Origin of the sequence: Vibrio sp. Isolate34 (assembly GCF_022397915.1) — a bacterium.
GTDB lineage: Bacteria > Pseudomonadota > Gammaproteobacteria > Enterobacterales > Vibrionaceae > Vibrio.
Map to the genome: position 1 here is coordinate 181,461 of NZ_JAKEUO010000003.1, position 22,876 is coordinate 204,336.

18 protein-coding genes are annotated in these 22,876 nt (G+C 46.7%); 7 read left to right on the forward strand and 11 right to left on the reverse strand.

Annotated features, from left to right (window positions below; all coding sequences use genetic code 11):
• Positions 1–103 precede the first annotated feature (103 nt).
• From L1D22_RS05355 to L1D22_RS05365, 3 genes are all read left to right on the forward strand, one after another.
• On the forward strand, positions 104–1,798 hold the full coding sequence (locus L1D22_RS05355) for an L-lactate permease (protein WP_048611946.1): 1,695 nt from the start codon (positions 104–106) through the stop codon (positions 1,796–1,798).
• Between the two features lie 255 nt (positions 1,799–2,053).
• A complete protein-coding gene (gene lldD, locus L1D22_RS05360) occupies positions 2,054–3,193 on the forward strand; it encodes an FMN-dependent L-lactate dehydrogenase LldD (RefSeq protein ID WP_050620158.1) in 1,140 nt (379 codons plus the stop codon).
• Between the two features lie 162 nt (positions 3,194–3,355).
• Positions 3,356–6,211: an FAD-binding and (Fe-S)-binding domain-containing protein gene (locus L1D22_RS05365; RefSeq protein WP_239828964.1), complete on the forward strand. Its 2,856-nt coding sequence runs from the start codon at positions 3,356–3,358 to the stop codon at positions 6,209–6,211.
• Positions 6,212–6,332: 121 nt separating this feature from the next.
• On the opposite strand, the gene L1D22_RS05370 is transcribed toward L1D22_RS05365, so the two are convergent.
• From L1D22_RS05370 to L1D22_RS05400, 7 genes are all read right to left on the reverse strand, one after another.
• Positions 6,333–6,575 (reverse strand): hypothetical protein, encoded by a 243-nt coding sequence (locus L1D22_RS05370; RefSeq protein ID WP_017061558.1) that lies wholly within the window; start codon positions 6,573–6,575, stop codon positions 6,333–6,335.
• Between the two features lie 152 nt (positions 6,576–6,727).
• Positions 6,728–8,464: an ABC transporter permease subunit gene (locus L1D22_RS05375; protein WP_239828965.1), complete on the reverse strand. Its 1,737-nt coding sequence runs from the start codon at positions 8,462–8,464 to the stop codon at positions 6,728–6,730.
• A 4-nt stretch (positions 8,465–8,468) separates the two neighbouring features.
• On the reverse strand, positions 8,469–9,980 hold the full coding sequence (locus L1D22_RS05380) for an ABC transporter substrate-binding protein (protein ID WP_048613308.1): 1,512 nt from the start codon (positions 9,978–9,980) through the stop codon (positions 8,469–8,471).
• Positions 9,981–10,023: 43 nt separating this feature from the next.
• Positions 10,024–10,875 (reverse strand): ATP-binding cassette domain-containing protein, encoded by an 852-nt coding sequence (locus L1D22_RS05385; RefSeq protein ID WP_239828966.1) that lies wholly within the window; start codon positions 10,873–10,875, stop codon positions 10,024–10,026.
• On the reverse strand, positions 10,872–11,630 hold the full coding sequence (locus tag L1D22_RS05390) for a dipeptide/oligopeptide/nickel ABC transporter ATP-binding protein (protein WP_057622762.1): 759 nt from the start codon (positions 11,628–11,630) through the stop codon (positions 10,872–10,874). The genes L1D22_RS05385 and L1D22_RS05390 overlap by 4 nt, the downstream gene beginning before the upstream one ends.
• A 234-nt stretch (positions 11,631–11,864) precedes the next feature.
• A complete protein-coding gene (locus L1D22_RS05395) occupies positions 11,865–13,202 on the reverse strand; it encodes an MATE family efflux transporter (protein WP_239828967.1) in 1,338 nt (445 codons plus the stop codon).
• A 210-nt stretch (positions 13,203–13,412) separates the two neighbouring features.
• On the reverse strand, positions 13,413–14,282 hold the full coding sequence (locus L1D22_RS05400; RefSeq protein ID WP_239828968.1) for a GyrI-like domain-containing protein: 870 nt from the start codon (positions 14,280–14,282) through the stop codon (positions 13,413–13,415).
• 115 nt (positions 14,283–14,397) lie between these two features.
• Between L1D22_RS05400 and L1D22_RS05405 the strand changes: the two genes are divergently transcribed.
• The 4 genes from L1D22_RS05405 to L1D22_RS05420 all read left to right on the forward strand — a co-directional run bounded on the left by L1D22_RS05405 (position 14,398) and on the right by L1D22_RS05420 (position 17,847).
• The gene (locus L1D22_RS05405) at positions 14,398–15,546 is read left to right on the forward strand and encodes a PLP-dependent aminotransferase family protein (protein ID WP_239828969.1); all 1,149 of its coding nucleotides are present in this window, start codon (positions 14,398–14,400) and stop codon (positions 15,544–15,546) included.
• A 262-nt stretch (positions 15,547–15,808) separates the two neighbouring features.
• Positions 15,809–16,798: a rhodanese-related sulfurtransferase gene (locus L1D22_RS05410; protein WP_239828970.1), complete on the forward strand. Its 990-nt coding sequence runs from the start codon at positions 15,809–15,811 to the stop codon at positions 16,796–16,798.
• Between the two features lie 191 nt (positions 16,799–16,989).
• Complete coding sequence (locus tag L1D22_RS05415) at positions 16,990–17,247, forward strand: YdcH family protein (protein ID WP_102277184.1); 258 nt, start codon at positions 16,990–16,992, stop codon at positions 17,245–17,247.
• Positions 17,248–17,370: 123 nt separating this feature from the next.
• On the forward strand, positions 17,371–17,847 hold the full coding sequence (locus L1D22_RS05420) for a GNAT family N-acetyltransferase (protein WP_239828971.1): 477 nt from the start codon (positions 17,371–17,373) through the stop codon (positions 17,845–17,847).
• Here the strand turns inward: L1D22_RS05420 and manA are convergent.
• The 4 genes from manA to uhpA all read right to left on the reverse strand — a co-directional run bounded on the left by manA (position 17,844) and on the right by uhpA (position 22,769).
• Complete coding sequence (gene manA, locus L1D22_RS05425) at positions 17,844–19,049, reverse strand: mannose-6-phosphate isomerase, class I (RefSeq protein ID WP_239828972.1); 1,206 nt, start codon at positions 19,047–19,049, stop codon at positions 17,844–17,846. The genes L1D22_RS05420 and manA overlap by 4 nt on opposite strands.
• A gap of 266 nt (positions 19,050–19,315) precedes the next feature.
• Complete coding sequence (locus L1D22_RS05430) at positions 19,316–20,656, reverse strand: MFS transporter (protein ID WP_239828973.1); 1,341 nt, start codon at positions 20,654–20,656, stop codon at positions 19,316–19,318.
• Between the two features lie 8 nt (positions 20,657–20,664).
• On the reverse strand, positions 20,665–22,161 hold the full coding sequence (gene uhpB / locus L1D22_RS05435) for a signal transduction histidine-protein kinase/phosphatase UhpB (RefSeq protein WP_275665005.1): 1,497 nt from the start codon (positions 22,159–22,161) through the stop codon (positions 20,665–20,667).
• Positions 22,161–22,769 carry a transcriptional regulator UhpA gene (gene uhpA / locus L1D22_RS05440; protein WP_239828975.1) on the reverse strand — a complete coding sequence of 203 codons (609 nt, stop codon included), beginning with the start codon at positions 22,767–22,769 and terminating at the stop codon, positions 22,161–22,163. The genes uhpB and uhpA overlap by 1 nt, the downstream gene beginning before the upstream one ends.
• Between the last annotated feature and the right edge of the window lie 107 nt (positions 22,770–22,876).

Genomic DNA, 22,876 nt, shown 5'->3' on the forward strand with positions numbered 1-22,876 from the left:
CGAAGGTTCCCGTTTAGAGGCCAAAGCGATTCAAATAATGACAAACCATAACGTGATCTTTACTTCAAACATGAACGTTTGAAAACAGTACGAGGAAGTACCCATGAGTGAAACTCTACTAGCCCTATTGGCATTTTCACCAATAGTTGTTGCAGCGATTCTGCTGGTTGGCCTTAACTGGCCTGCAAAAAAAGCGATGCCTGTGGCATTTGCCTTAACCGTTGCTATCGCCCTACTTGCTTGGGACATGTCTGGCACTCGCGTGCTGGCTTCTGTATTCCAAGGCTTCGGCATTACCGTGTCGGTTCTCTGGATTGTGTTCGGCGCCATCTTCTTATTAAACACTTTGAAACACACCGGAGCCATCACCACTATCCGCAACGGATTCACTGATATATCCGCTGACCGTCGTGTTCAGGCAATCATCATTGCTTGGTGTTTCGGTTCATTCATTGAGGGTGCATCTGGCTTCGGCACACCTGCTGCCATCGCTGCACCACTGCTGGTTGCTATCGGCTTCCCTGCGCTTGCTGCGGTACTGATGGGCATGATGATCCAATCTACGCCAGTATCATTCGGCGCGGTTGGTACACCTATCATCGTTGGTGTGAACAAAGGTTTGGACACACACAACATCGGTGAAAGCCTGATTGCTCATGGCTCAACATGGGATGCTTACCTACAACAAATCACGTCAAGCGTTGCGCTGATTCACGCTTCTGTTGGTGTAATGATGCCTGTATTGATGGCAATGATGCTCACTCGCTTCTTCGGTAAGAACAAAAGCTGGACTGAAGGTTTAGATATTCTACCGTTCGCACTTTTCGCAGGTGCTGCTTTCACTATTCCTTACGCACTAACAGGTGTTTTCCTAGGCGCTGAATTCCCATCACTGATTGGTGGTTTGGTTGGCCTTGCGATTGTCGTAACAGCAGCAAAACGCGGCTTCCTCGTACCTAAATCAAAATGGGATTTCGAGAGCGAAGACAAGTGGCCAGCAGAATGGCTAGGTTCTCTGAAAATCGATCTTGATGACACTAAGCAAGGTCACAAGAAAATGAGCATGGCAATGGCATGGGCACCTTACGTACTGCTTGCTGTCACTCTAGTTGCTAGCCGTGTTAGCCCTGAGTTCAAAGGCCTACTTAAGAGCGTGAGCTTATCGTTCAGCAACATCCTGGGCGAGACTGGCGTAAGCACTGCGATTCAACCTCTGTATCTACCTGGCGGTATCTTGGTCTTCGTCGCGCTGGTTGCGGTTCTAATGCAATCTCGCAGCGCAGCACCACTGGCTAAAGCCTTTGGTGAATCAAGTAAGACACTGATTGGCGCTGGCTTTGTGTTGGTGTTCACCATCCCAATGGTACGTATCTTCATTAACTCTGGTGTGAACGGCGCTGATTTGGCAAGCATGCCAGTAACCACAGCGAACTTTGCCGCAGACCTAGTTGGCGGCGCATTCCCAGCATTGAGTGCAACGGTGGGTGCATTAGGTGCCTTCATTGCAGGTTCGAATACAGTTTCAAACATGATGTTCAGCCAATTCCAGTTCGAGGTAGCACAAACTCTGACTATCTCTAGTGCGGTGGTTGTCGCCCTGCAAGCCGTTGGTGCAGCAGCAGGTAACATGATTGCGATTCACAACGTAGTAGCGGCATCGGCAACGGTAGGTTTACTAGGGCGTGAAGGTGCAACGCTACGTAAGACAATCATCCCAACGTTCTACTACTTGGTGATGACAGGCATCATCGGCCTAGTGGTTATCTACGGCTTCAAAATGACAGACGCACTTATGTAAACCATAAGTCGTTACACAAGCACTTGGCGTTAATACTCAATTCCCCGACTGCAACACCGTCTAATAAGACAGTTGATGAGTTTCGGAATGGATACTGAAACACATCAACACCCTCGGGTATTAACGCCATTTTCCCGTTTTATCGTTTATAGCTTCAAAGATTAAGCAAGACCGAACACTTACTTTCAAGAATTAAAGCAGCCCAAACCAAGCTCTCATAGAAGAGTAACATCCCAAGAATTTAGGACTGAAATTATGATCATATCCGCATCGACTGATTACCGCGCCGCAGCAAAATCGAAATTGCCACCGTTTCTTTTCCACTACATTGACGGCGGTTCTTACGGAGAACATACCCTACGCCGCAACACGGCCGATCTTGCAGAGATCGCGCTCAAGCAACGTGTGCTTAATGACATGTCGGACCTAAATTTGGAAACCGAGTTGTTTGGCGAAAAGCTCGCAATGCCAATCGCACTGGCTCCGGTTGGCCTAACAGGCATGTACGCGCGACGTGGTGAAGTACAAGCAGCCAAAGCCGCCGACAACAAAGGCATCCCTTTTACCATGTCGACCGTGTCAGTGTGCCCAATTGAAGAAGTGGCACCTAAGATTGAACGCCCAATGTGGTTTCAGCTGTACGTGTTAAAAGATCGCGGCTTCATGAAGAACGTTCTTGAACGCGCCAAAGCTGCTGGCGTCACAACGCTGGTCTTCACCGTGGATATGCCAGTACCCGGCGCTCGCTACCGTGACATGCACTCCGGAATGAGTGGCCCGAATGCAGCAATGCGTCGTGTATTCCAATCGATGCGTCATCCTAGCTGGGCAGTTGATGTTGGCCTACTCGGCAAACCTCACGATCTTGGCAATATCTCTACTTACCGCGGCTCTCCAACAAAACTGGAAGATTACATCGGTTGGTTGGGTGACAACTTCGACCCGTCGATTTCATGGAAAGATCTAGAGTGGATCCGTGATTTCTGGGACGGCCCTATGGTCATTAAAGGCATTCTTGATGAAGAAGATGCAAAAGACGCCGTGAGATTTGGCGCAGACGGTATCGTAGTTTCAAACCACGGCGGTCGTCAGCTTGATGGTGTTCTATCAAGTGCCAAAGCACTGCCTGCAATTGCAGATGCAGTAAAAGGCGACACCAAGATTCTGGTCGACTCTGGCATTCGTACTGGCTTAGATGTAGTGCGCATGATGGCGATGGGCGCAGATTGCACCTTACTTGGCCGCTCATTCGTCTACGCGTTAGCAGCACAAGGACAAGCAGGTGTTGAAAACCTACTCGACCTTTACGACAAAGAGATGCGCGTTGCGATGACATTGACAGGCGCGAAGACAATCAAAGACTTAACCCGTGAATCTTTGGTGGGGCTAGATTAAGCGGCCACGACTCAGGTTCATGTTCGGATTCATGCTTTGGTCTACTTAGACTGAAGTTCAATCGGTGTCACAGCAATTCCACTGACGTTGTGACACCGTTTAAGCACTGGAAAATAAAATAAAAACAAATCAGTGCCAAATAAGAAGCACAAGGAAGCAAAGATGGAGACAAACATATCCCATGAGCGAGTAGTAGACGCACAAGCTTATCAGCAGCTTGAAGCGATACTGGCTCAAAAAATAGAAACAGAACGCATTGTCACTCAAGAGGCAAAGCGCTTGGCTTACGGCACCGATGCGAGTTTTTATCGCTTGGTGCCGAAAATGGTTCTAAGGCTTAAAAACTTAGACGAAGTGATATTCACCATTCAAAGCTGTCGCGAACTGGGTATTCATTTTACCTTTCGTGCCGCTGGCACCAGCCTTTCAGGGCAAGCCGTTTCAGACTCGGTACTCATCACTCTAACCGACGACTGGCGCGGCCATGAAATCGTCGATAACGGCAATCAAATCATCCTGCAACCCGGTGTAATTGGCGCTGATGCCAATAAATACCTCGCCCCTTTCCAACGTAAAATCGGCCCAGACCCAGCCTCTATCAACACCTGTAAAATCGGTGGTATAGCGGCGAATAACGCCAGCGGCATGTGTTGTGGTACTGCGCAAAACTCTTATCGCACCGTCGAGAGCATGAAAATCGTATTAAGTGATGGTTCCCTGCTTGATACCGCAGATAACGCCAGCGTTGAGGCTTTCAAGCAATCGCACAAAGCGCTGTTTGAAGGCATTATTGATTTACACAGACAGACCAGTTCGAATCAAGAACTCGCAGACAGAATCCGCCATAAGTACCGCCTCAAAAATACCACCGGCTATGCTCTGAATGCCTTGGTCGATTACCACGACCCAATTGAGATCATCAAACACTTGATGATTGGTTCAGAAGGCACGCTAGGCTTCATCGCAGAGATTACCTACAACACGGTTATCGAACACCCGAACAAAGCCTCGGCGCTGTTGGTGTTTGCCGACATCGAACAAGCCAGTAAAGCCGTGACTACGCTATCAAAAACGCCGGTTGCTGCGGTTGAATTGATGGATGGCAGAGCGCTACGTTCAGTGGCCGACAAACCGGGTATGCCTGCATTTATGCCAAGCTTGGATTTAGAAGCCGCGGCGATTTTGGTGGAATCACACGCCAGCTCCCAGCCGGACTTAGATTTACAATGTAAATCAATTTTGGATGCATTGGCTGATTACACGATTGTTGAGTCGGTCCCTTTTACGTCCGATCCAAAGACTGTTGCAACCCTGTGGGGCATCCGAAAAGGCATGTTCCCAGCAGTTGGCGCAGTGCGTGAAGTCGGCACGACGGTTATCATCGAAGACGTGGCTTTCCCTGTTGAAAACCTCGCTAACGGTATTCGAGAGTTGCAAGAGTTGTTCGATAAATACGACTACAACGAAGCGATCATTTTCGGCCATGCACTCGAAGGCAACCTTCACTTTGTGTTTACCCAAGGCTTCGACAGCCAAGAAGAGATCGACCGTTACGGCGGTTTCATGGATGACGTTGCCGAACTAGTTGCGGTGAAATATCAAGGTTCACTGAAAGCGGAACACGGCACGGGCCGAAACATGGCACCTTATGTGGAATTGGAATGGGGCAAAGATGGCTATGCCTTGATGCAACAGATCAAAGCACTGTTCGACCCAGAAAGGCTGCTCAACCCCGGCGTTATCATCAACGACAATCCAAACTCCCACATCACAGACCTGAAGCCGATGCCTGCTGCCGATGATCTAGTCGACCGCTGTATTGAGTGTGGCTTCTGTGAACCTGTTTGCCCTTCTCGCACGCTGACTTTATCACCTCGCCAACGTATTGTTTTATATCGCGAGCTACAACGCCGCCGTGCGGCAGGAGAAGAGATAGAAGCAAGCGAGCTAGAGAAGACGTTTGAATACCAAGGCATTGATACCTGCGCTGCAACAGGCCTATGTGCGGAGCGTTGCCCAGTGGGCATCAACACTGGCGATTTAGTGAAGAAGCTTCGTATCGCCAAATATGAGAAGTTCACACCAATTGCTAAGTGGACAGCGGAGCACTTCTCGACCACCACCAAGCTGACTAAGGCTGGCCTCAAAACTAATCAAGTAGCGAGTAAGGTTCTAGGTGCGAATACAGTCGGCAAGCTAACCAATGGCTTGCGCTCAATGACTAAAGGCGCGACACCGGTTTGGATGCCTGAGATGCCGCAATCCAATAGTCACTCGCTAACCTCATCACCAGTGACGGCAGAATCTTCAAGCAATCATAAGAAGGTGGTCTACCTCCCTTCTTGTGCTAGTCGAACCATGGGACAACAAAGCGATGCGGGCGACCAACGCCCTCTTACTGAAGTGACCATGTCTTTGCTCAACAAAGCGGGATTCGAGGTAATTCTGCCGAAGAAGCTAGACGACCAATGTTGCGGGATGCCTTACGACAGCAAAGGTATGACCGACTTAGCCCAATCTAAAGCGCAACAACTGGAAGAAGTGTTATGGCAAGCCAGTTGTCAGGGTGAATACCCTGTACTAATGGACACCAGCCCTTGTGCCAAGCGCAGTATTGAGCAGTTCACTAAACCATTAGAAGTGCTAGAACCGACAGGGTTTGTGAACCAATACCTGCTAGAGCACCTGACACTTGAGCCGCTGCAAGAAACCGTAATGCTGCATGTCACCTGTAGCTCTCGTCGAATGGGTTTAGAAGGTGCGATGTTAAACCTTGCTAAAGCCTGCACCGAAGAGGTGATTGTTCCAGAGCATATTCAATGTTGTGGTTGGGCAGGTGATAAAGGCTTCACTACACCAGAGCTGAATGAGGCGGCGGTACACCCACTCAAGGAGCAAGTGCCGAGCAACTGCACTCGTGGCTTCAGTAACAGCCGAACTTGTGAGATCGGTTTATCGCACCACAGTGGCATTCCGTATCAATCAATCTTGTACTTGGTGGACGAAGTCGCGCAATAGTCCCATTCATATTGTGAGCGACGTACTCTAGCTTAAAACGAAAAATGGCAGCCCAATCAGGCTGCCATTTGTTTATTCGATTTAAAACGTATTACCGAGCGAGATATTGCTGAGCTAGCGGCTACTGAGCCAAGCGCACCAACTCTTCTGGCGAGTAGTGTTCAGCCTCTGCGCCTTTGGCGATTAAGTCGATCACTTGGAACTCGTTCATGTCACCAAACTCTTTGGTTAAGTAATCACGGAACGCTTTCTCGTTCGGCCATTTGCCTCGCACGATATAGCCATCTTCCTTATCGAAATCTTCCGTCTCAAAGAAAGAAAAGTCGGTCATACCAATATTGTGACAATACAAAACGAGATACATGTTGAATCCTTTACACTTAACTAGGGCCTGTTTAACTTTCGAGCCGATCAAAAAGCGTCTCTAAAAAGCAGGGCTAAGGTTACAACATAAATGCTAAATCGAATACCCAATCGAATCGTCAATTTAGAAACCTCAGCGACCGGCTCTTTTCGTTAGTCATCAAACATCATGTTAATGGCTACACCCAACAAGATCAGCCCAACAATTGGACCCATGACTGCTAATGGCGCGCGCTCAATGTAGGGCAGGTTCTCTGCGATCATCAAACCCCATTCAGGTGTCGGTGGCTTAGCCCCTAACCCGATGAAACTCAGCGATGTCAGGCTCAGAGTGATGACCGGTAGCCTCAACATCGCGTGTCTTAACAACGGTGGCAACACATACGGAAGTAAGTAGAAACGGAAGATTCTAAGCTTACTGGTGCCCCATAGTGGCGCGAGGTGCGTATAAGGTTGCGCCTTGGCTTCTACGATCAAGCTTGAGCAGTGCGCGGCTAGCGGCGCCCACGACACCAATACAATCGCGATTAATGCGCTGTTCGGATTCATCCCCGTTAAACCTGCAACAAGCAAGCCTGCAATGATGTATGGGATACCCTTAGTGATCTCGATAAGGCCTTGGCTAAAGCGGGTGTTGAAACCCATGATGATGCCCGTCACCAAGCTCAAGAACGTTGCCAATATGCCGGCTTGGAAGGTCGCAACCATACCAGAACCAATTCTCGCCAGTAGGTCTCGGCCAATGCCATCTGCGCCCAAAGGTGCTTGCCAGCTCGGCGATGCCAAGCGTGCAAACTGGCTAGTGTATGGGTCACGAAATGCAGCCCATACAACGATAGCAATTAGGAAAGAGAAGATCGCAAAAGCAGTGACACGTTTAGCTCGATTCTGGGTAAAACGAAACGAAGAGTGGCTACTAATGAGCTTGCCGCTTTTCAGGCTGTGGCCAAGAATCAATTGCTGAACAAACAAACTCATGCTGCTCACGGCAATTGAAAATAGCAGCAACACCAATAAGCCGCCTTGCAGCGTTGGTAAGTCTTGCGCCTTGGCTGCACCAAGAATCATGCGCCCGATACCAGGGATCGAAAAGATAAGCTCAACCGCGACTGCGCCACCAGTTAAGCCAATCACGATCATCGCGATTTGCGGGATCAGACTGCTCAGCGCTCTTTTCAGCGCAAAGCGAATAATTTGATTGGAATGAACGTTGGCACTGAGCCAAGTGATCACCCAACGTTCATTGAGAACGCGTTGTAAACTGTCTCTGAGTAGGCGACTAAACAAGCCACTTGCAGGCAGTGCGAGCGCTAAACTCGGTAGCCATATGTCTTGCCAACCTTGCCAACCATACGGTGGTAGCCAACCTAACCAGATAGAGAACACCAATATTAATACCGAGGCCACCACATACTCTGGCAACGATATTAATACGGTGCTTAAACTGCTGTAACTCTGCCCTAGTTTGCCCTTCTTCCAACTGCGTAAGGTAGCCAGTAAGCCTGCACCACACAGTACGAAAGTCATCACAAGTGCGCTAGACATCAAGAACAGAGACGTAGATGCTGTTTTTTGAATGCTTAATGCAACCGAGGAACCATCAATCCATGATTCACCTAGATCACCTGAAAAAGCACTTCCTACCCAGTCGAGCAGGCGCTCAATGGCTGAACGGTCAAGCTGAAGATCAGCGCGTACCGCCGCTAAAGCTTCAGGCGTAAGCAGGTGTTGTTGCCCCGCCCTAGCCCGCAGAATAGATTGGCTTGGATCGATGCCTGCGATGTCAGGCATCAAACCAACAAGAATCACCACCACAATCAGTGAGGCGATTCTTGATAGCCAAGGCGTCAAGATAAATAGAGTTCGACGCAGAGTCTCAGCAGATAACATTTATTTAGTTAGCCTGTGTTGCCGGGTTAACTTGTGTCGTTTGATCAACCAAGCGACGTTCACTTGGGTCACGAACGACATTGCTTACACGCTCACTTTCACCTTGAATCACACGTTCGTGAAGCAGCGGGATAGCCGCGAAATCGTTAAGGATTTTTTGTTCAGCTTCGATGATCGCTTGGTGACGCAGCGCACCTAGCGGTTGTAGGTCAGCGTGATTCAGTGCTTTATCTACCTCTTGAGAACAGAACTGGCCAAGGTTGAATGAACCCTTACAACCAAAGTCGCTCATCATGTAAGCCACTGGGTCACCCGAATCTAGAACCGTTGCACGAGAAAGGATAAACGCGTCGAACTTACCAGATAGCGCATCGTTCTCGATCTGAGCGTATTCACGAATATCCAGCTCAACCTTGAAACCAGCCGCTTCAAGTTGTTGCTTCAGTAGCGCTGCCACTTCTGGAAGCTCTGCACGGTCGGTAAAGGTACCGATAACAATGCTTTCGCCGTTCGCTTTTAGCGTTTTGTCGACTGCCGGACCTTCAGGTCGAATTGGTTCAGCCCAAGCAAGTGCAGGACCTAATAGACCTTGCGCGATATCCGCGTGGTTTTCATAAACAGTATTCACGATCTGCTCACGGTCTACTGCAGCTGCCGCTACCTTACGCAGTTCAATATCGCTAAATACGCCTGACTTGTTGTTCAGGTAAAGCGTATTAGTGCGAGGCATTGCCACTTCGTAAAGTAGGTTCGGATCAATGGTCGCGATTTGTGAAACGGGTACCGCTTCAACGACGTCAGCCGTGCCGGTTCTCAACGCTGCAGCGCGAGCAAAACCATTAGGAACGTATTCTGCAATTACAGATTCTACTTGCGCTTTTTCGCCCCAGTAGCCGTCAAAACGTTTCAGTTTCGCGCTTGTTGTACCGTTAATTTCCGTCAACTCAAACGGGCCAGTGCCTGCGCCAATTGGACTCACACGACCATCTTCTTGATAAGCACTTGCTGCAAGAATCGCTAATTGAGGGCTTGATAAACGGCTTGGTAAAAGAGGGTCATCAAAGCTGGTTTTAATCTCTATACGGTAGTTGTCCATCGCTTTCACTTCTAGCTCTACGCCATCTAAGATGCGCGGCTTAGGTGCTGCTTCAAGCGCTTTTTGCAGAGAGTTCACTACAGAGTTTGCCGTTAATGTCGAACCATCATGGAATTTAACGCCTTGGCGAATCGTGAACTGCCAAGTCAGAGGATCAAGATGTTTCCAATCCGTTGCCAACATAGGTTGTGCTTCTGAGGTTGGGCTCAGGTTAACCAGAGTTTCTGCTGTGCTCCAACGAGATAACTTAAAAGCGTCATCAGAAAGTGGCGATAAACCCGTTCTTGGTGGTTGCATCATCGCAACTCGAATTTCAGATTTTACTGCGGCATCGCTAGACCCTGGTTGAGAGTCAAAACAGCCCGTCAAAGGCAGAGCCAACGCAAGCGCGCAAGCCAGTTTGATTGAATTAAAACGCATAGTTATTTTCTCTTAGCTGTATTTTTTAATAAGTAAGGTTGTGTTAACAAGTAGATTTCGAAAGAGGCTGAGACTCGATCAGCATCTGAGTCGCAGGGTGAGCAGGTTTATTCATCACTTGATCGGTCGGTCCGTGCTCGACCATTTCACCATGGTCGAGTACCAGTATTTCTTCACAAAGGGCTTTTGCGGCACCTAAATCGTGCGTAACCAAAATAAGGCGCATATCGCGCTTCTTTTTTAATGAATTAACCAAGTCCAACAACCTTTGACGATTCACAGGGTCAAGGCTGGCAGTAGGTTCATCGGCCACCAGCACTGCGGGTCTAACGACAAGAGCCCGAGCAATAGCCACACGTTGAGCTTGGCCTGTAGAAAGCTGATTAGGTTTCAGTAAGAGCAGACTGGCAGGCAATCCAACGTCTGAAAGCGACTCTTCAATGATGGCTTCATGATTACCCGAAACATCTAAGTTGCTTAGCGGTTCGGCTAAGATCTGTCGAACGGTATAGTAAGGGTTGAGGCTAGTGTGGGGCTCTTGTGGCACCAATTGAATCAGCCGACACACCGTTGCTTGCGCTTTGCTATCGCGAATTGGGAGCGAATAACCGAACAAGTTTATTTGACCAACGGTTGGCGCTTTAAGGCCAAATAGCAGTTCAATTAACGTTGATTTACCGGCACCAGAACGCCCAACAATAGCTAAGCTTTTGTCTTCAACCTTAAGGTCAATGTTCTGTAGCGCTTTAAACGCCTTCCCCCCCAACCAACTTGGTACGGAATAGTAGTGAACACTCACATTGTCGAACTTAATCTCTGTCGATGTTTGTGTTTCTGAATCAGTCACTGACATTAATGGCGAGGCTTCTGAGTTTAGTGGTAAGGTCGAGCTCATTCGATTAAGTCTCTCAATGAACAGCAGAAAGCGTGAGAGCTCGATTCAAGTGCATGTTTCGGAGCACCATAAGCCACCACACCGCCATCATCGATCACCAACAACTTGTCACACGCCAACGCGCTATGCAGGTCATGGGTGATGAGTAAACCACCAATTTGACGTTGTTTAACATTGTGTCGAATCAGCTTGAGTATCTCTTGCTCTGTCACCGGATCTAACGCACTGGTTGGTTCATCGGCGATGATAATATCGGAGTTACTCAGCAAGCCAATCGCAATACACACACGTTGTCGTTGGCCGCCCGAAATTTGGCTCGGGTACAACCGCAAGATGGTTTCTGGATTAGGAAAACCAAGTTGAATCAGCAACTCGGTAATTTTGATTTTGTCTTTTGATTTAAGCTTGGTGCGAGTTCCCGTCAAGGCAAGGCAGAGTTGGCCTTCTATTGAAACCAGAGGGTTTAACGCTTGAAGCGCATCTTGGAAGATAACTGCGGGGCGCTGTGCTGCAGTTCTTTGCAACATAGGTAAACCACACACCGCTTCACCAGATAGAGAAATATGACCTTCAACTTCAACCGTCTCTGGCAGAAACCCCGCAATAGCGCGAGAAAGCATCGACTTACCAATGCCTGAAGGACCCATGATCGCCAACAGCTCACCTCGATAAACATCGAAGTGGATATCTTGGAAAAGGGTTCTCGAAGAGGTTTTGATCGTTAGGTGGTCAACAGACAAAAGTGGGGCGTTCACGCAGATACTCATATATAGATGTTATAACATAACAACTCTATCATTTAGCCGACATGATGAAAAGCGGACATTGAACTGTATCGCATTTTATTTGCTGTTTGATTGACCAATTTTTATTAGGGCGTGTTGACCTTTCGAGGTAATTTTTACATATACAAAAAAGCGCTCTCTAAACTTATCGTGTAAAAATAGTAAAGCGCTTTCATAAAGTATTATAGGTGGTGATTAGGTTACTTAGTTAATGGCACCCTGAGCGGCATCTTCGACTGGGTAACACTTCTGCTTAACTTGTGCGATGAACGGATACAAGAATGCAATACGTCCAAGATAAAACAAGGTGAACGCCAACCACAGACCATGATTGCCCCAAATATCGATGGTGAATGCCTGTACCGCTAAAAATACCAACAAAGTCGCGATGCTTGAGTCTCTAACCGGACGTGTGGTTCCCGTTCCGGTAAAAATGCCATAAACCGTTAAGCCAAAGCCAGCCACTAGCGGGAACACAATTAACCACGGAGCCATCTCTTGGTACAGCATGACTAGCGCTGGAATATCGGTAAACAAGAAAACAATGCTGTCTTTAAATACCAAGGTCAACAGCGTCAGTGCGGCAATGAAACCTGCCGTCCATTGGAAGTTAAGCCTTAATACACGCTCCAACATTGAAGGGTTTTTCTGACCTACTGCTTTACCAGCAAACACACTCGATGCGTTGGCAATGCCGTCAAACATATAGCTGACTATGAAGGTCACCTGCATCAAGATCGCGTTAGCCGCTAGAACATCCGTACCCAGTTTAGAGCCAGTACGCGCCATCATGTTGAAGAAAACTAAAATACAGATGGTACGAAGTAAGAGATCGGTATTTGAAGAGATGATTGTCGATAGGTCTTTCTTGGTCATCTTCGAGCCTTGCAGGAACTCAGAGACCGAGATATTGCTGGTCTTCATCACCAAGGTCACGCCAATCGCAAAGGTGGTGACTTGTGCAATCAAACTTGCGTAAGCCACACCTGCAACACCCAAATCGAAATAAAGTACAAACACCGCATCCAAGACAATGTTCAACACGTTACCAAACACTTGTGTATAAAGAACTTCTTTGGCTTTCGCTTGCCCCATTAACCAACCAATAATGGTGTAGTTGAGCAACACAAAAGGCGCGCCATAAATCAAAATACTGAAGTAGATATGCGCGTGCTCGGCCACATTGGCTTCAGGCTCAATCACCCACATTGCGCCTTGCCAGATGAGTGGTTGTATCAAGATAAAGATCAAACCCACCAAACCAGACAGCACAAACGGACGCATCAAACTACCCGTCAAATCAGAGCGATTTCCCTTGCCCAGTGCCATCGCACTTTGCCCCGTGGTACTGACACGGAAAAAGCCAAACAACCAATACATGGTGTTCATAATGATGGTGCCGATCGCCACGCCACCAATCAGTTCAGCAATACCAAGTTGGCCGATAACAGCGGTATCCACCGCACCTAGTAGAGGCTGTGTCACCGTTGAGATGATGAAAGGGAAGGCAATTTTCAGATAATCTTTGTGGGTAATGGTCATATATTCTAGCGAGTGATATTAAGAACTATTTGTAATTAGAGCGGGATGCTATCGTTTAATCCGTACGTTGTCATCATTTACTGGGGTAAATTATCAACAAAGTACCTTTATCTTAGCCCACCGGCATAGAATAGTTGGCAGCTATTGGTCGTGCTAATTTGTCTCAACAAAAGAGCAAAGTCTGGTTCAAGAAAACAGCACAACCATCGATTAGTAAAAACTCACGGGAAGGTAGAAGTCGAGCTCGAACACTTCATCGGTGTTGAGAAAGTGATTCTGATGATAGTGCACATAAGCCGGAGTGGAACGCTGCTTGAAGCCAGACGTAGGTAGCCACTTTTCTAATACCATGCTGATCTGTGGGAGCAGTTCTCCATAACGGCCATTGAGTCGAAACACCGCATGTAAACCGCCCGGAATCACCATCTGATTTACCACGCTGCGATACTTAATCGGTTCATTGATAGCGATACACGCCACATAGCGACACTGATCCATCTCAACCCAAGCAGGATTCGAGTGATGCAAGCCAAATTGGCTCGAGAAATCGCGTTGTTCGGAGTTCGCCCACGCTTTCAATATCAACCACGCATTACGAATAGAGCGGTTATAACCCGTATGTCGAACGTAGGCCGCCATGCGTTCAGGCACTTCAACGATCTTGGGTTCAGGTAGCACTCGCTGCGCCACATTCAAATAACCCGCCGCCACTTCGGGATCTTTCAAGTAGGGTTTTTCTGCTACTTGTAAATCGTGTTTACGCCACTCTCCAGGCGACATATTGAAGGTCGCTTTAAATGCTCGACTAAACGAAGACACAGAACTAAAGCCACATTTATGGGCGATCTCAACCACAGACGAACTGGTATCGAACATCAATTGGTTGGCCGCATACTCCATTCGAGTGCGTCGGATATATTGATGCAACGACTCCCCGACCACGCTTTTAAAGGTGCGATGAAAGTGCTGCTCTGAATAGGCCGCTATCTCAGATAACTCTTTGGCAGACAAAGGCTGACTGATGTCTTGGTGAATATGGAACAAGACATCATTGATTCGCGATATGTGTTGACGTGACATCGTTTAAATAGCATAAATGGACATGTTTAAGAGCATAAACGGACACGCTAGTTTTTACAATTGCCGTGTAATATCAAGCGATAGAATAAAAACGATAAACAACGAGACACAACACATGGAAATCGCACAGTCATTACAACAGATTCAATCTTCATACATTCGAGAGATCCTCGCAGCCGCAAGTGATCCAAATGTCATCTCATTGGCCGGTGGTTTACCGGACGAGAAAACATTCCCAATCGATTTAATGAAGCCAACGCTAGAAAACCTAGCGAACATGCCTGAAGTTTTCCAATACGGCTCTACTGCCGGTTACGGCCCGTTGCTTGACCACCTAACACAAAGCTACCAATTGCCAGAAACTCACACAGCAATGATCTGTACTGGTTCTCAGCAAGGTTTGGATTTGATTGCGCGTGCGTATGTTGACCCGGGTGATGTGGTTGTGATGGAAGCGCCAAGCTACTTAGGTGCGATGCAGGTGTTTGGCCTAGTTCAAGCAAACATTGCGCCCGTGTCTCAAACTGAATTTGGCCCGAACCTAGATGAACTGGAAACGTGCTTTGCACAGCAATCACCGAAGATGTTCTATGCCGTGCCTGATTTCCACAACCCAACCGGCGTGTGTTGGGCAACAGAAACTCGTCAAAAAGTGGCTGAGCTGTGTATCAAATACAACGTGGCATTCATTGAAGATGCGCCATACCGTGAGCTACGTTTCACAGGTACAGAACTGCCGTTGGTTTCTTCGTTCTGCCCTGATAACTCTATCGTTCTTCGTTCATTCTCTAAGATTGCATCGCCAGGTTTACGTATTGGCGCAGTAACAGGAAAACGCAGCTACCTTGAACCACTGATCAAAGTGAAGCAAGGCGCTGACTTACACTCAAGTGTACCAATGCAAGCACTGCTTGTTGGTCTTCTAAAACATGAAGACTTTGGCGTACACATGGAAAACATTCGCACCCTGTACAAGTCTCGTTATGAAGTACTGTTCTCAGAATTAGAGAAACAACTGCCTGCAGATTGCGTCTTAAAAGCCGTAGATGGCGGGATGTTCATTTGGGTTGAAATCCCAGAGTGCGACACCTTCGAACTGGCGAAAACCTTGCTATCGAATGGCGTGGCAGTAGTACCAAGCCCAGTATTCTATCCAAAGGCCGATGAAGCCAAAGCCGCACTGCGCTTAAACTTCACCAACGCCAACCCAGAAGAATTGACGGAAGCGGTAAAACGCTTAGCAGAAGTACTTAACCAAGCGTAATCGCTGATTGAGTCAGACAGATTAACACCAAGGCCCTGCTGTATTTTTACAGCAGGGCCTTTTTGTTCCTCAAACTATAAAGTCCACAATAAAACAGGTGATAAATAGCCCTACATTTGGTTGGTTTTTGTCCTACATCGCCTTGGTTATACTGCGGCGGATTTTAATAAGCCATCATGACAAGCTAAGTTGAATTACCCCGCTATGATCAGAATAGGCAACCGCTCTGGATTTACGTTCCAGCTCGCAGAAAGGAAAAACCATGTCTCAATATGTTGTATGTGCTCTGTATAAATTCGTAGCACTTGATGATTACCAAGAAATTCGCCAACCACTCACAGAATTGCTAGAAGCCAACCAAATCCGCGGTACTTTGTTACTTGCGAGTGAAGGCATCAACGGCACTGTTGCTGGTAAGCGCGAATCTATCGACGCCCTTCTTCAATGGTTCAAGCAGGACTCTCGCTTGGCTGATGTCGTTTACAAAGAGTCATTCAACGAGGAACAACCATTCAACCGCACTAAGGTTAAGCTTAAGAAAGAGATCGTAACCATGGGCGTTGAAGGCATCGACCCTCGCCACGTTGTCGGTACGTACGTTAAGCCAAACGAATGGAACGACCTGATCTCAGATCCAGATGTGATCTTGGTGGATACTCGTAACGATTACGAAGTCGATATCGGCACATTCAAAAATGCCGTAAACCCAAACACGGAAACCTTCCGTGAATTCCCTCAGTACGTTGAAGAGAACCTCGACCCTAAGAAACACAAGAAAGTCGCAATGTTCTGTACTGGCGGTATTCGTTGCGAAAAATCAACAGCCTACATGAAAGAGCAAGGCTTTGATGAGGTCTACCACCTTGAAGGCGGCATTCTAAAGTACTTAGAAGAAGTCCCAGAAGAGGAGAGCATGTGGGAAGGCGACTGCTACGTATTTGATGGACGTGTTGCGGTTAACCACCAGCTAGAAAAGAGCGGTTACGATGTGTGTAACGCTTGCCGCCTGCCAATCACTGATGAAGACAAAGCGTCTGAACATTTCGAGAAAGGCGTAAGCTGCCCTAAGTGCATTGATAAGCACAGCGACGAACAGAAAGCGCGTTTCCGCGAGCGTGAAAAGCAAGTTCAACTGTCAAATGCTCGTGGCGAAACCCACGTCGGTGGCGAAGCTGCTCACCTTATCGAGCAACGTAAGAAAGAGAAGCTAGCACACAAAGAGCAACAGCGCTCTGGTAAAAAAGGGAAGTAAGCTTTCTGCTTTAGACCTATGGTTATAAACGGGTAACTTATAGCTATAAACATAAAAAGGGCACAAGTTCGAAGACGATTCTTCGAGTTTGCGCCCTTTTTTGATCGCTTTACTGCTTTGTGTTTTGAACCACATTTCTTTCGATAAATTGCTTCTATACTGTCAGTAATTCGACTAGAGAGGAAGTGCCAATGCTCAATGAAAACCATGCCTTTATCTTAGATTTCCCAGATCTTAAATTAGACATTGTTCAGCTCAACCACGACGACGAAAAATTCAAAGCAGACATGCAGAAATACCACCAACTCGACTACGACATCCGCCAATTAGAAATCTCTGGCAGCCCTATCGATGACGACAGCATGCACAACCTAAAAGTAGAACGCATGGAGCTAAAAGACTCACTACACAAACAGCTCACTCGACATCACGCGCTTAAGCTCGTTTAAACGAGTTCTACAAATATGACTTTTAGAGCCACGCACACCGCGTGGCTTTTTCGTTTAATCCGTCTATCAATCGATTATGGTATTGTTTGCTTATAAAAAGCTCAGAATAAGGAAGTGGAAAGAGTGACAGTCAAGGAAGACAAACTACAATTCCAACTCGTTTCAAACTCAGAATTTGAAGAGCTGTTTGCTTGCGTCAAACAAGGTATTTTCGAACACGTCGACAATGTGTTTGGTTGGGATGACGAGTTCCAACGTAACCGCCTGTTAAACGACTACCAACCTCCTTGGTTTCATTGTATATATCGCGAAAAGGAAAGAATCGGACTCGTCTGCTTTAAACCTTACGACAATGCATACCATATCCACCTTCTGATCATTTACCCTCAATACCAAGGTAAGATGCTCGGTAAAGAAGTCATGTCACTCATCCAAAACAAAGCCCATCAAGAGCAGCGAAACCAAGCCACCCTCTCTAGCTTTAGAAGTAACGCTCGCGCCATCAGCTTTTATCAGGCGCTTAGCTATCAGGTTGTTGATGAGTGTGATGAGGATTTCGTGGGGATGGCAGTCTATCTAGACAACAGCCTACTTCCTTAATTAAAAGCTCTAGCCACTCGCCCTGCACTGCTCAATTCGTAATGACCAATATAGGCTGGAATAAATACAGACTGCCCTTTCGAGAGGGTCACATGCTCGCCTTTCTGACTCATTAGCGTTAAATCATCATCTATTGCCATCAAGATTTCAGCACCGCTTGTGGTGACTTTTTCTTGCTTTGGGCTATGAAAAATATTGAAATTAAAATCACTGACCGGGATATCATAACTATCACATTGACCCAGTTTTGAGGGCGCTAACAACAAACGGTTAAACGGAATTGGAATGAACTCTGTACAAGCTACCAACTCAGCAACATCAATGTGTTTTGGCGTTAAACCGGCTCTTAGCACGTTGTCTGAATTTGCCATGATCTCGAGTCCGGTTCCCTTAACATAAGCATGCGGAGTGTTCGCATTCAAATACATCGCTTCACCTGGCTTCAGTGTGATCAAGTTAAGAAGCAGAACACAAAACAGACCGATATCGTTCGGGTACTGATGGCTAAGCTCAATGATCAATGCAAATTCTGTTTGATCTTGGTGAGCCGCTGCGTAAGTCAGAAGTTGATCTAATGCTTGCTGCTTACGTTGGTTATTTAGCGTTAATAAATCGCGGAAAAACGTCTCTAAACCTAGAGAGTTAAGGTTGTTACCAAACTCTTCAACCAAACCAGCAAGCTCGCTAGAATTCAATTGTCTGAATAGACCTAATATTTCATCGAACTCTCGAAAGCCATTCATCGCTTGATATTCAGTGATCGCGTAAACCAATTCAGGCTTGTGGTTCGAGTCTTTGTAATTACGGTGACCTGCAGTCAGAGGGATCTTTGCTTGCTCTTCTCTCGCAAAGCCTAACTCAGCTTGTCGCTTGTTTGGGTGAACTTGAACAGACAGCGCTTTTTCTGCCGCTAATATCTTAAACAAGAATGGCAGTTCACCAAACGACTGCGCAATATCGCTTGATAGATAAGCGGGTTTATTCTTGTTAATCAGCTCAGATAGAGGCACTAAATGTTGGTCAAGCTTCACCATTGAACAACCTTTCGGATGCACTCCCATCCAAACTTCCGCTTGCGGTTCTTGTGACTCATTTTTGAAGCCAAACAGTTCACGTATCGAAGAGATACTTCCCCATGCATAGTTTTGGATGGTGTTTTCCATTGGAAAAAATGAGTGTTCTGATGAGTGGCTGAGTGACATGGCTTTTTCCGTAGTGAGCCCTTTGAAGACAGTTCAAGAGAGCCGATTCTAATAACGTAAATAATTAGAAAGACTACAGAGAGCGGTTAGAACCCACATGAGATGGGGTCTTAGACGCAATAGGAAAAATTCTTAGAAACGGATGAGACAGATGAAAAACGTGAAAAGAGTCACATTTGAATACGACATATAAAAACGCTGAAGATAAGATAGCTGCACAATAACCAGAAGACCATTAACAGCTATCTTATTGACGCAGAAACCCCTTACAAGCCAGAGCGAGCCTCTGCACTTTTCTGAGGTGATTGAGCTTGTAAGAAAGGCAGTAGAAGTAGCCCGATAACGGCCGCACAGGTCGAGATGGTAATGAAGAACCCACTCCAACCGTAAGTTTCTAGAACGAGCGCTAATGGATAACCAGAAAGTGCCGCCCCCATGTAGGCAAATAAGCCGACAAAACCTGTAGCCGCCCCGGCAGAATCTTTATGCGAACATTCTGCGGCAGCCATACCGATAAGCATTTGAGGACCAAAAACAAAAAAGCCAACGCAAAATAGCCCAGCAGCTTGAAACACAAAGTTGGTTAACGGCATAAGCCATAAAGCGGATACCGAAAGGAAGATGCCGATGGCAAACAGAATGTTCATAGGGCCACGGTTACCACCAAATAGCCTATCCGATCCCCACCCAGCAACAAGTGAACCAACGAAACCGCCAATCTCGAACAGAGACAATGCAGCGTTGGCGTTGATCAGACTGTAATCGTGCTCTTCGGTTAAGTATAAATTGCCCCAATCATTAACCGCGGTTCTTACGATATAGACCAACACATAACTAAAGGCGAGCAACCAAATGTACTTATTACTGAACACGTAAGTTTTCAAGATCTCTCGATAACTTAACCCTTGCCCATGGCTTTCTTGCGCCAACTCTAGATGATCGTTGCGCCACTTCCCTACCGTCGGAAGCCCCATTGTGGTGGGTTTATCACGCAAACGCCAACAAACGATAAGACCAATAAAAACGCCAATCACACCCGGCCAAATAAACCCCGCTCGCCAACTGAATTGAAGAGTTAGGTAGCCCACAAGAATAGGAATTAGTGCCCCACCAACGTTGTGTGCTGTATTCCAGATAGCCCAGCGAAAACCTCTTTCAGAACGAGAATACCAAGTCGTCAATAGCTTGGAACACGATGGCCATCCCCAACCTTGGAACCATGCATTAAGCACCCAAAGAGATATAAACGCAGCCAACGAGCTAGAAAAACCAAACGCGATATTGATCAAACCTGTCGCGATTAGGCCAAGCCCCATGAAATAACGAGGATTTGAACGGTCGGAGATCGTGCCTGATATAAATTTCGATAAACCATAAGAAAGGTAGAAGAGTGTGCCAATTAAACCGATATCGCCTTTGTCCAATCCAAGATCAGTGATCATTGCTGGCGCGGCATAATTAAAGGTTTTACGAGTGAAGTAAAAACCTGCATAGCCAACATACATTCCTATCATGATGTGGAGACGCCAATAACGATAATTCTGATTGACCTCATCATCGCTTAGAGTATGACTTTTTGACGTTGTTGAGCGCAGAAATCCAAACATATTCGTTCTCACACTTTAGGTAATATAACGCTGATATCGGAACCCGAAGATGATCCATTAGCGTTGATTGTCATCTTGCCGCCGAGCGCCTGAATGCGCTCTTGCATACCACGAACACCCATTCCTTTAAGAAGATCCTGCGCTGTAAAACCAACACCATTGTCTGTAATTCGAAGATAAGCTTGATCGTCTAAAATCAGTTCTATTCTAATTTCACTTGCTTCAGCATATTTGTGGGCATTGTTTAAAGACTCTTGGCACAGTCGGAAGAGAGTAACCTTGAGCGTGTCACTCAAACATGAGTAATCACCTTGCCAATTTAACTGAATATCAACACCGTGATCCGAGAACTCCATTTCACGTATGAGCTGTTCAACGGAGTCCTTCAGGTCAAGGTCGTCCAACATTTTTGGTCTTAGCTTCGTTAGCAAACGCTTGGTGGTGTCATAAACATTCAACGACAATGATTCAATCGTACCAGCACAGCGAACGCTCATTTCAGCCGCATCGACACGTTTAATAATGCTTGCTTGAGTCCGAATTGCCGTGATGTTCTGGCCTATCTCATCATGTAATTCACGGGCAATATCACGGCGAACCGATTCTTCAGCGGTGACTAACTGACGAGAAAGGTTTTGATTCCTAGAGAGCTCACTTCGTAATTTCGCGTTGAGATCTTTTTGTTTTTGAACCGCTAAACCAAGCAAGATACCTGTGATGGTCTGAGCGGAAAGAGACAAGAGTAAATCAGTAATTTCGAGTTTGGATGTGCCACTGTGGGCTGCAATCAACGCGACGCTATTTAGCAGGGTAGCGAGCAAGGCGCCTTGCCATCCATAACGAACGGCGAGCAAGATAATAGGGATAGCCATACAGAACGGGGCGAAGCGCCTTAGTTCATCTGGCAAGCTGGTTTGTATCAAAATACTGGCGACCAACAAGACGCTGTATAAAGCGATGTGACGGATTTTGAACTCAATGACATTGTTGATTAAGTAAGAGCTCAGTGGCGCCCACTTGTTTTGGAATAGGTAGTTCCAGACTAGATAACACATCGGCACCAACATCAAACCACCTGTGATACTCACCAACCACACCATGTAAACGGCTGGGACATGAGAACCCACCACGGCTACATTAATCAGTGAGGTGACCATGATTAAGCTCGCCATCACTAATAGGTGACGGTTTTGGTCACCGTAATAATACCGTTTGGCAAATAGAGTGGCTGGAATGCTTAATCCGCTGGCGATTAAAATGGTTAACCATTGAGGTTCATCCAGTAATAGAGCCAAGGCGATCGCGAGCCCCCACTCTGCAACATAAATGGCAGGCCAATAGTGAGTACGAGTGTGCAGCGTCATACCCAATCTTAACGAGAATGGGAACAGCAGAATGGCCAACTCTGGATCGTTAATAAAATAGAAGGCAATAACCCATAAGCAAAACCATGCACAGCCAGCCATGAAGACGCCACATATGGAAGTGGCCAGATAGGAGCGCATTAGTATTGTTCTTGCGTGAACAGTTTCGCTAACTCAACGTTGTTTTTAACATTGAGTTTATCCATCGCATTAGCGCGGTGCACATGTACCGTTTTATGGCTGACACCCAACTCTACGGCGATAGATTTTACATCGAGCCCTGTTGCCAATAGCTGACAGACTTCGCTTTCTCTTCGGGTGAGCTGATTTAAAGAGGCTTTGTTCTTTATTGGTGTCGCGAGCTTGATAGCGATATCGGGTGTGAGATAACAGCCACCATTTGCACTCGTGTGTACGGCTTGGATTAACTCATCAGGACTGCAGCGCTTGCTGAGGTAACCTTTGGCGCCTAACTCTAATGACTTTTCAACCATCGCAGGAGAATCATGAACGCTCAACATGATGCTAGCAATGCCTGACGGTATCTCTTCTAACAAACTCAGGCCACTTTCACCCTGCATTGAAATATCCAAGATAACCACATCAGGATGACAACTTGGTAATCCGAGACGAGCTTCTGCCGCAGAGTTAAATTCACCTACTACCGTAATATCAGCTTCAAGGCTGAGTAATTGAGCAAACCCAGATCGAACAATAACGTGGTCATCAACAAGTGCAACATTAATCATGATAGTAACCAAAATTAAGAGTAAGAAAGAAAAATAGCCCCAATAGGAGCTATATAGAATTAAGTTTATTGATAGAGATGATACTGAATCGAATTAACGATTGGTAT

What these genes read in the sequence shown, in the direction of transcription:
- lldD (WP_050620158.1), top strand. Translation starts at nt 2,054, where the DNA reads ATGATCATATCCGCATCGACTGATTACCGCGCCGCAGCAAAATCGAAA.
- L1D22_RS05410 (WP_239828970.1), top strand. Translation starts at nt 15,809, where the DNA reads ATGTCTCAATATGTTGTATGTGCTCTGTATAAATTCGTAGCACTTGAT.
- L1D22_RS05405 (WP_239828969.1), top strand. Translation starts at nt 14,398, where the DNA reads ATGGAAATCGCACAGTCATTACAACAGATTCAATCTTCATACATTCGA.
- L1D22_RS05385 (WP_239828966.1), bottom strand. Translation starts at nt 10,875, where the DNA reads ATGAGCTCGACCTTACCACTAAACTCAGAAGCCTCGCCATTAATGTCA.
- L1D22_RS05365 (WP_239828964.1), top strand. Translation starts at nt 3,356, where the DNA reads ATGGAGACAAACATATCCCATGAGCGAGTAGTAGACGCACAAGCTTAT.
- L1D22_RS05370 (WP_017061558.1), bottom strand. Translation starts at nt 6,575, where the DNA reads ATGTATCTCGTTTTGTATTGTCACAATATTGGTATGACCGACTTTTCT.
- L1D22_RS05415 (WP_102277184.1), top strand. Translation starts at nt 16,990, where the DNA reads ATGCTCAATGAAAACCATGCCTTTATCTTAGATTTCCCAGATCTTAAA.
- uhpA (WP_239828975.1), bottom strand. Translation starts at nt 22,769, where the DNA reads ATGATTAATGTTGCACTTGTTGATGACCACGTTATTGTTCGATCTGGG.
- L1D22_RS05375 (WP_239828965.1), bottom strand. Translation starts at nt 8,464, where the DNA reads ATGTTATCTGCTGAGACTCTGCGTCGAACTCTATTTATCTTGACGCCT.
- L1D22_RS05355 (WP_048611946.1), top strand. Translation starts at nt 104, where the DNA reads ATGAGTGAAACTCTACTAGCCCTATTGGCATTTTCACCAATAGTTGTT.
- L1D22_RS05380 (WP_048613308.1), bottom strand. Translation starts at nt 9,980, where the DNA reads ATGCGTTTTAATTCAATCAAACTGGCTTGCGCGCTTGCGTTGGCTCTG.
- uhpB (WP_275665005.1), bottom strand. Translation starts at nt 22,161, where the DNA reads ATGCGCTCCTATCTGGCCACTTCCATATGTGGCGTCTTCATGGCTGGC.
- L1D22_RS05430 (WP_239828973.1), bottom strand. Translation starts at nt 20,656, where the DNA reads ATGTTTGGATTTCTGCGCTCAACAACGTCAAAAAGTCATACTCTAAGC.
- L1D22_RS05395 (WP_239828967.1), bottom strand. Translation starts at nt 13,202, where the DNA reads ATGACCATTACCCACAAAGATTATCTGAAAATTGCCTTCCCTTTCATC.
- L1D22_RS05400 (WP_239828968.1), bottom strand. Translation starts at nt 14,282, where the DNA reads ATGTCACGTCAACACATATCGCGAATCAATGATGTCTTGTTCCATATT.
- manA (WP_239828972.1), bottom strand. Translation starts at nt 19,049, where the DNA reads ATGTCACTCAGCCACTCATCAGAACACTCATTTTTTCCAATGGAAAAC.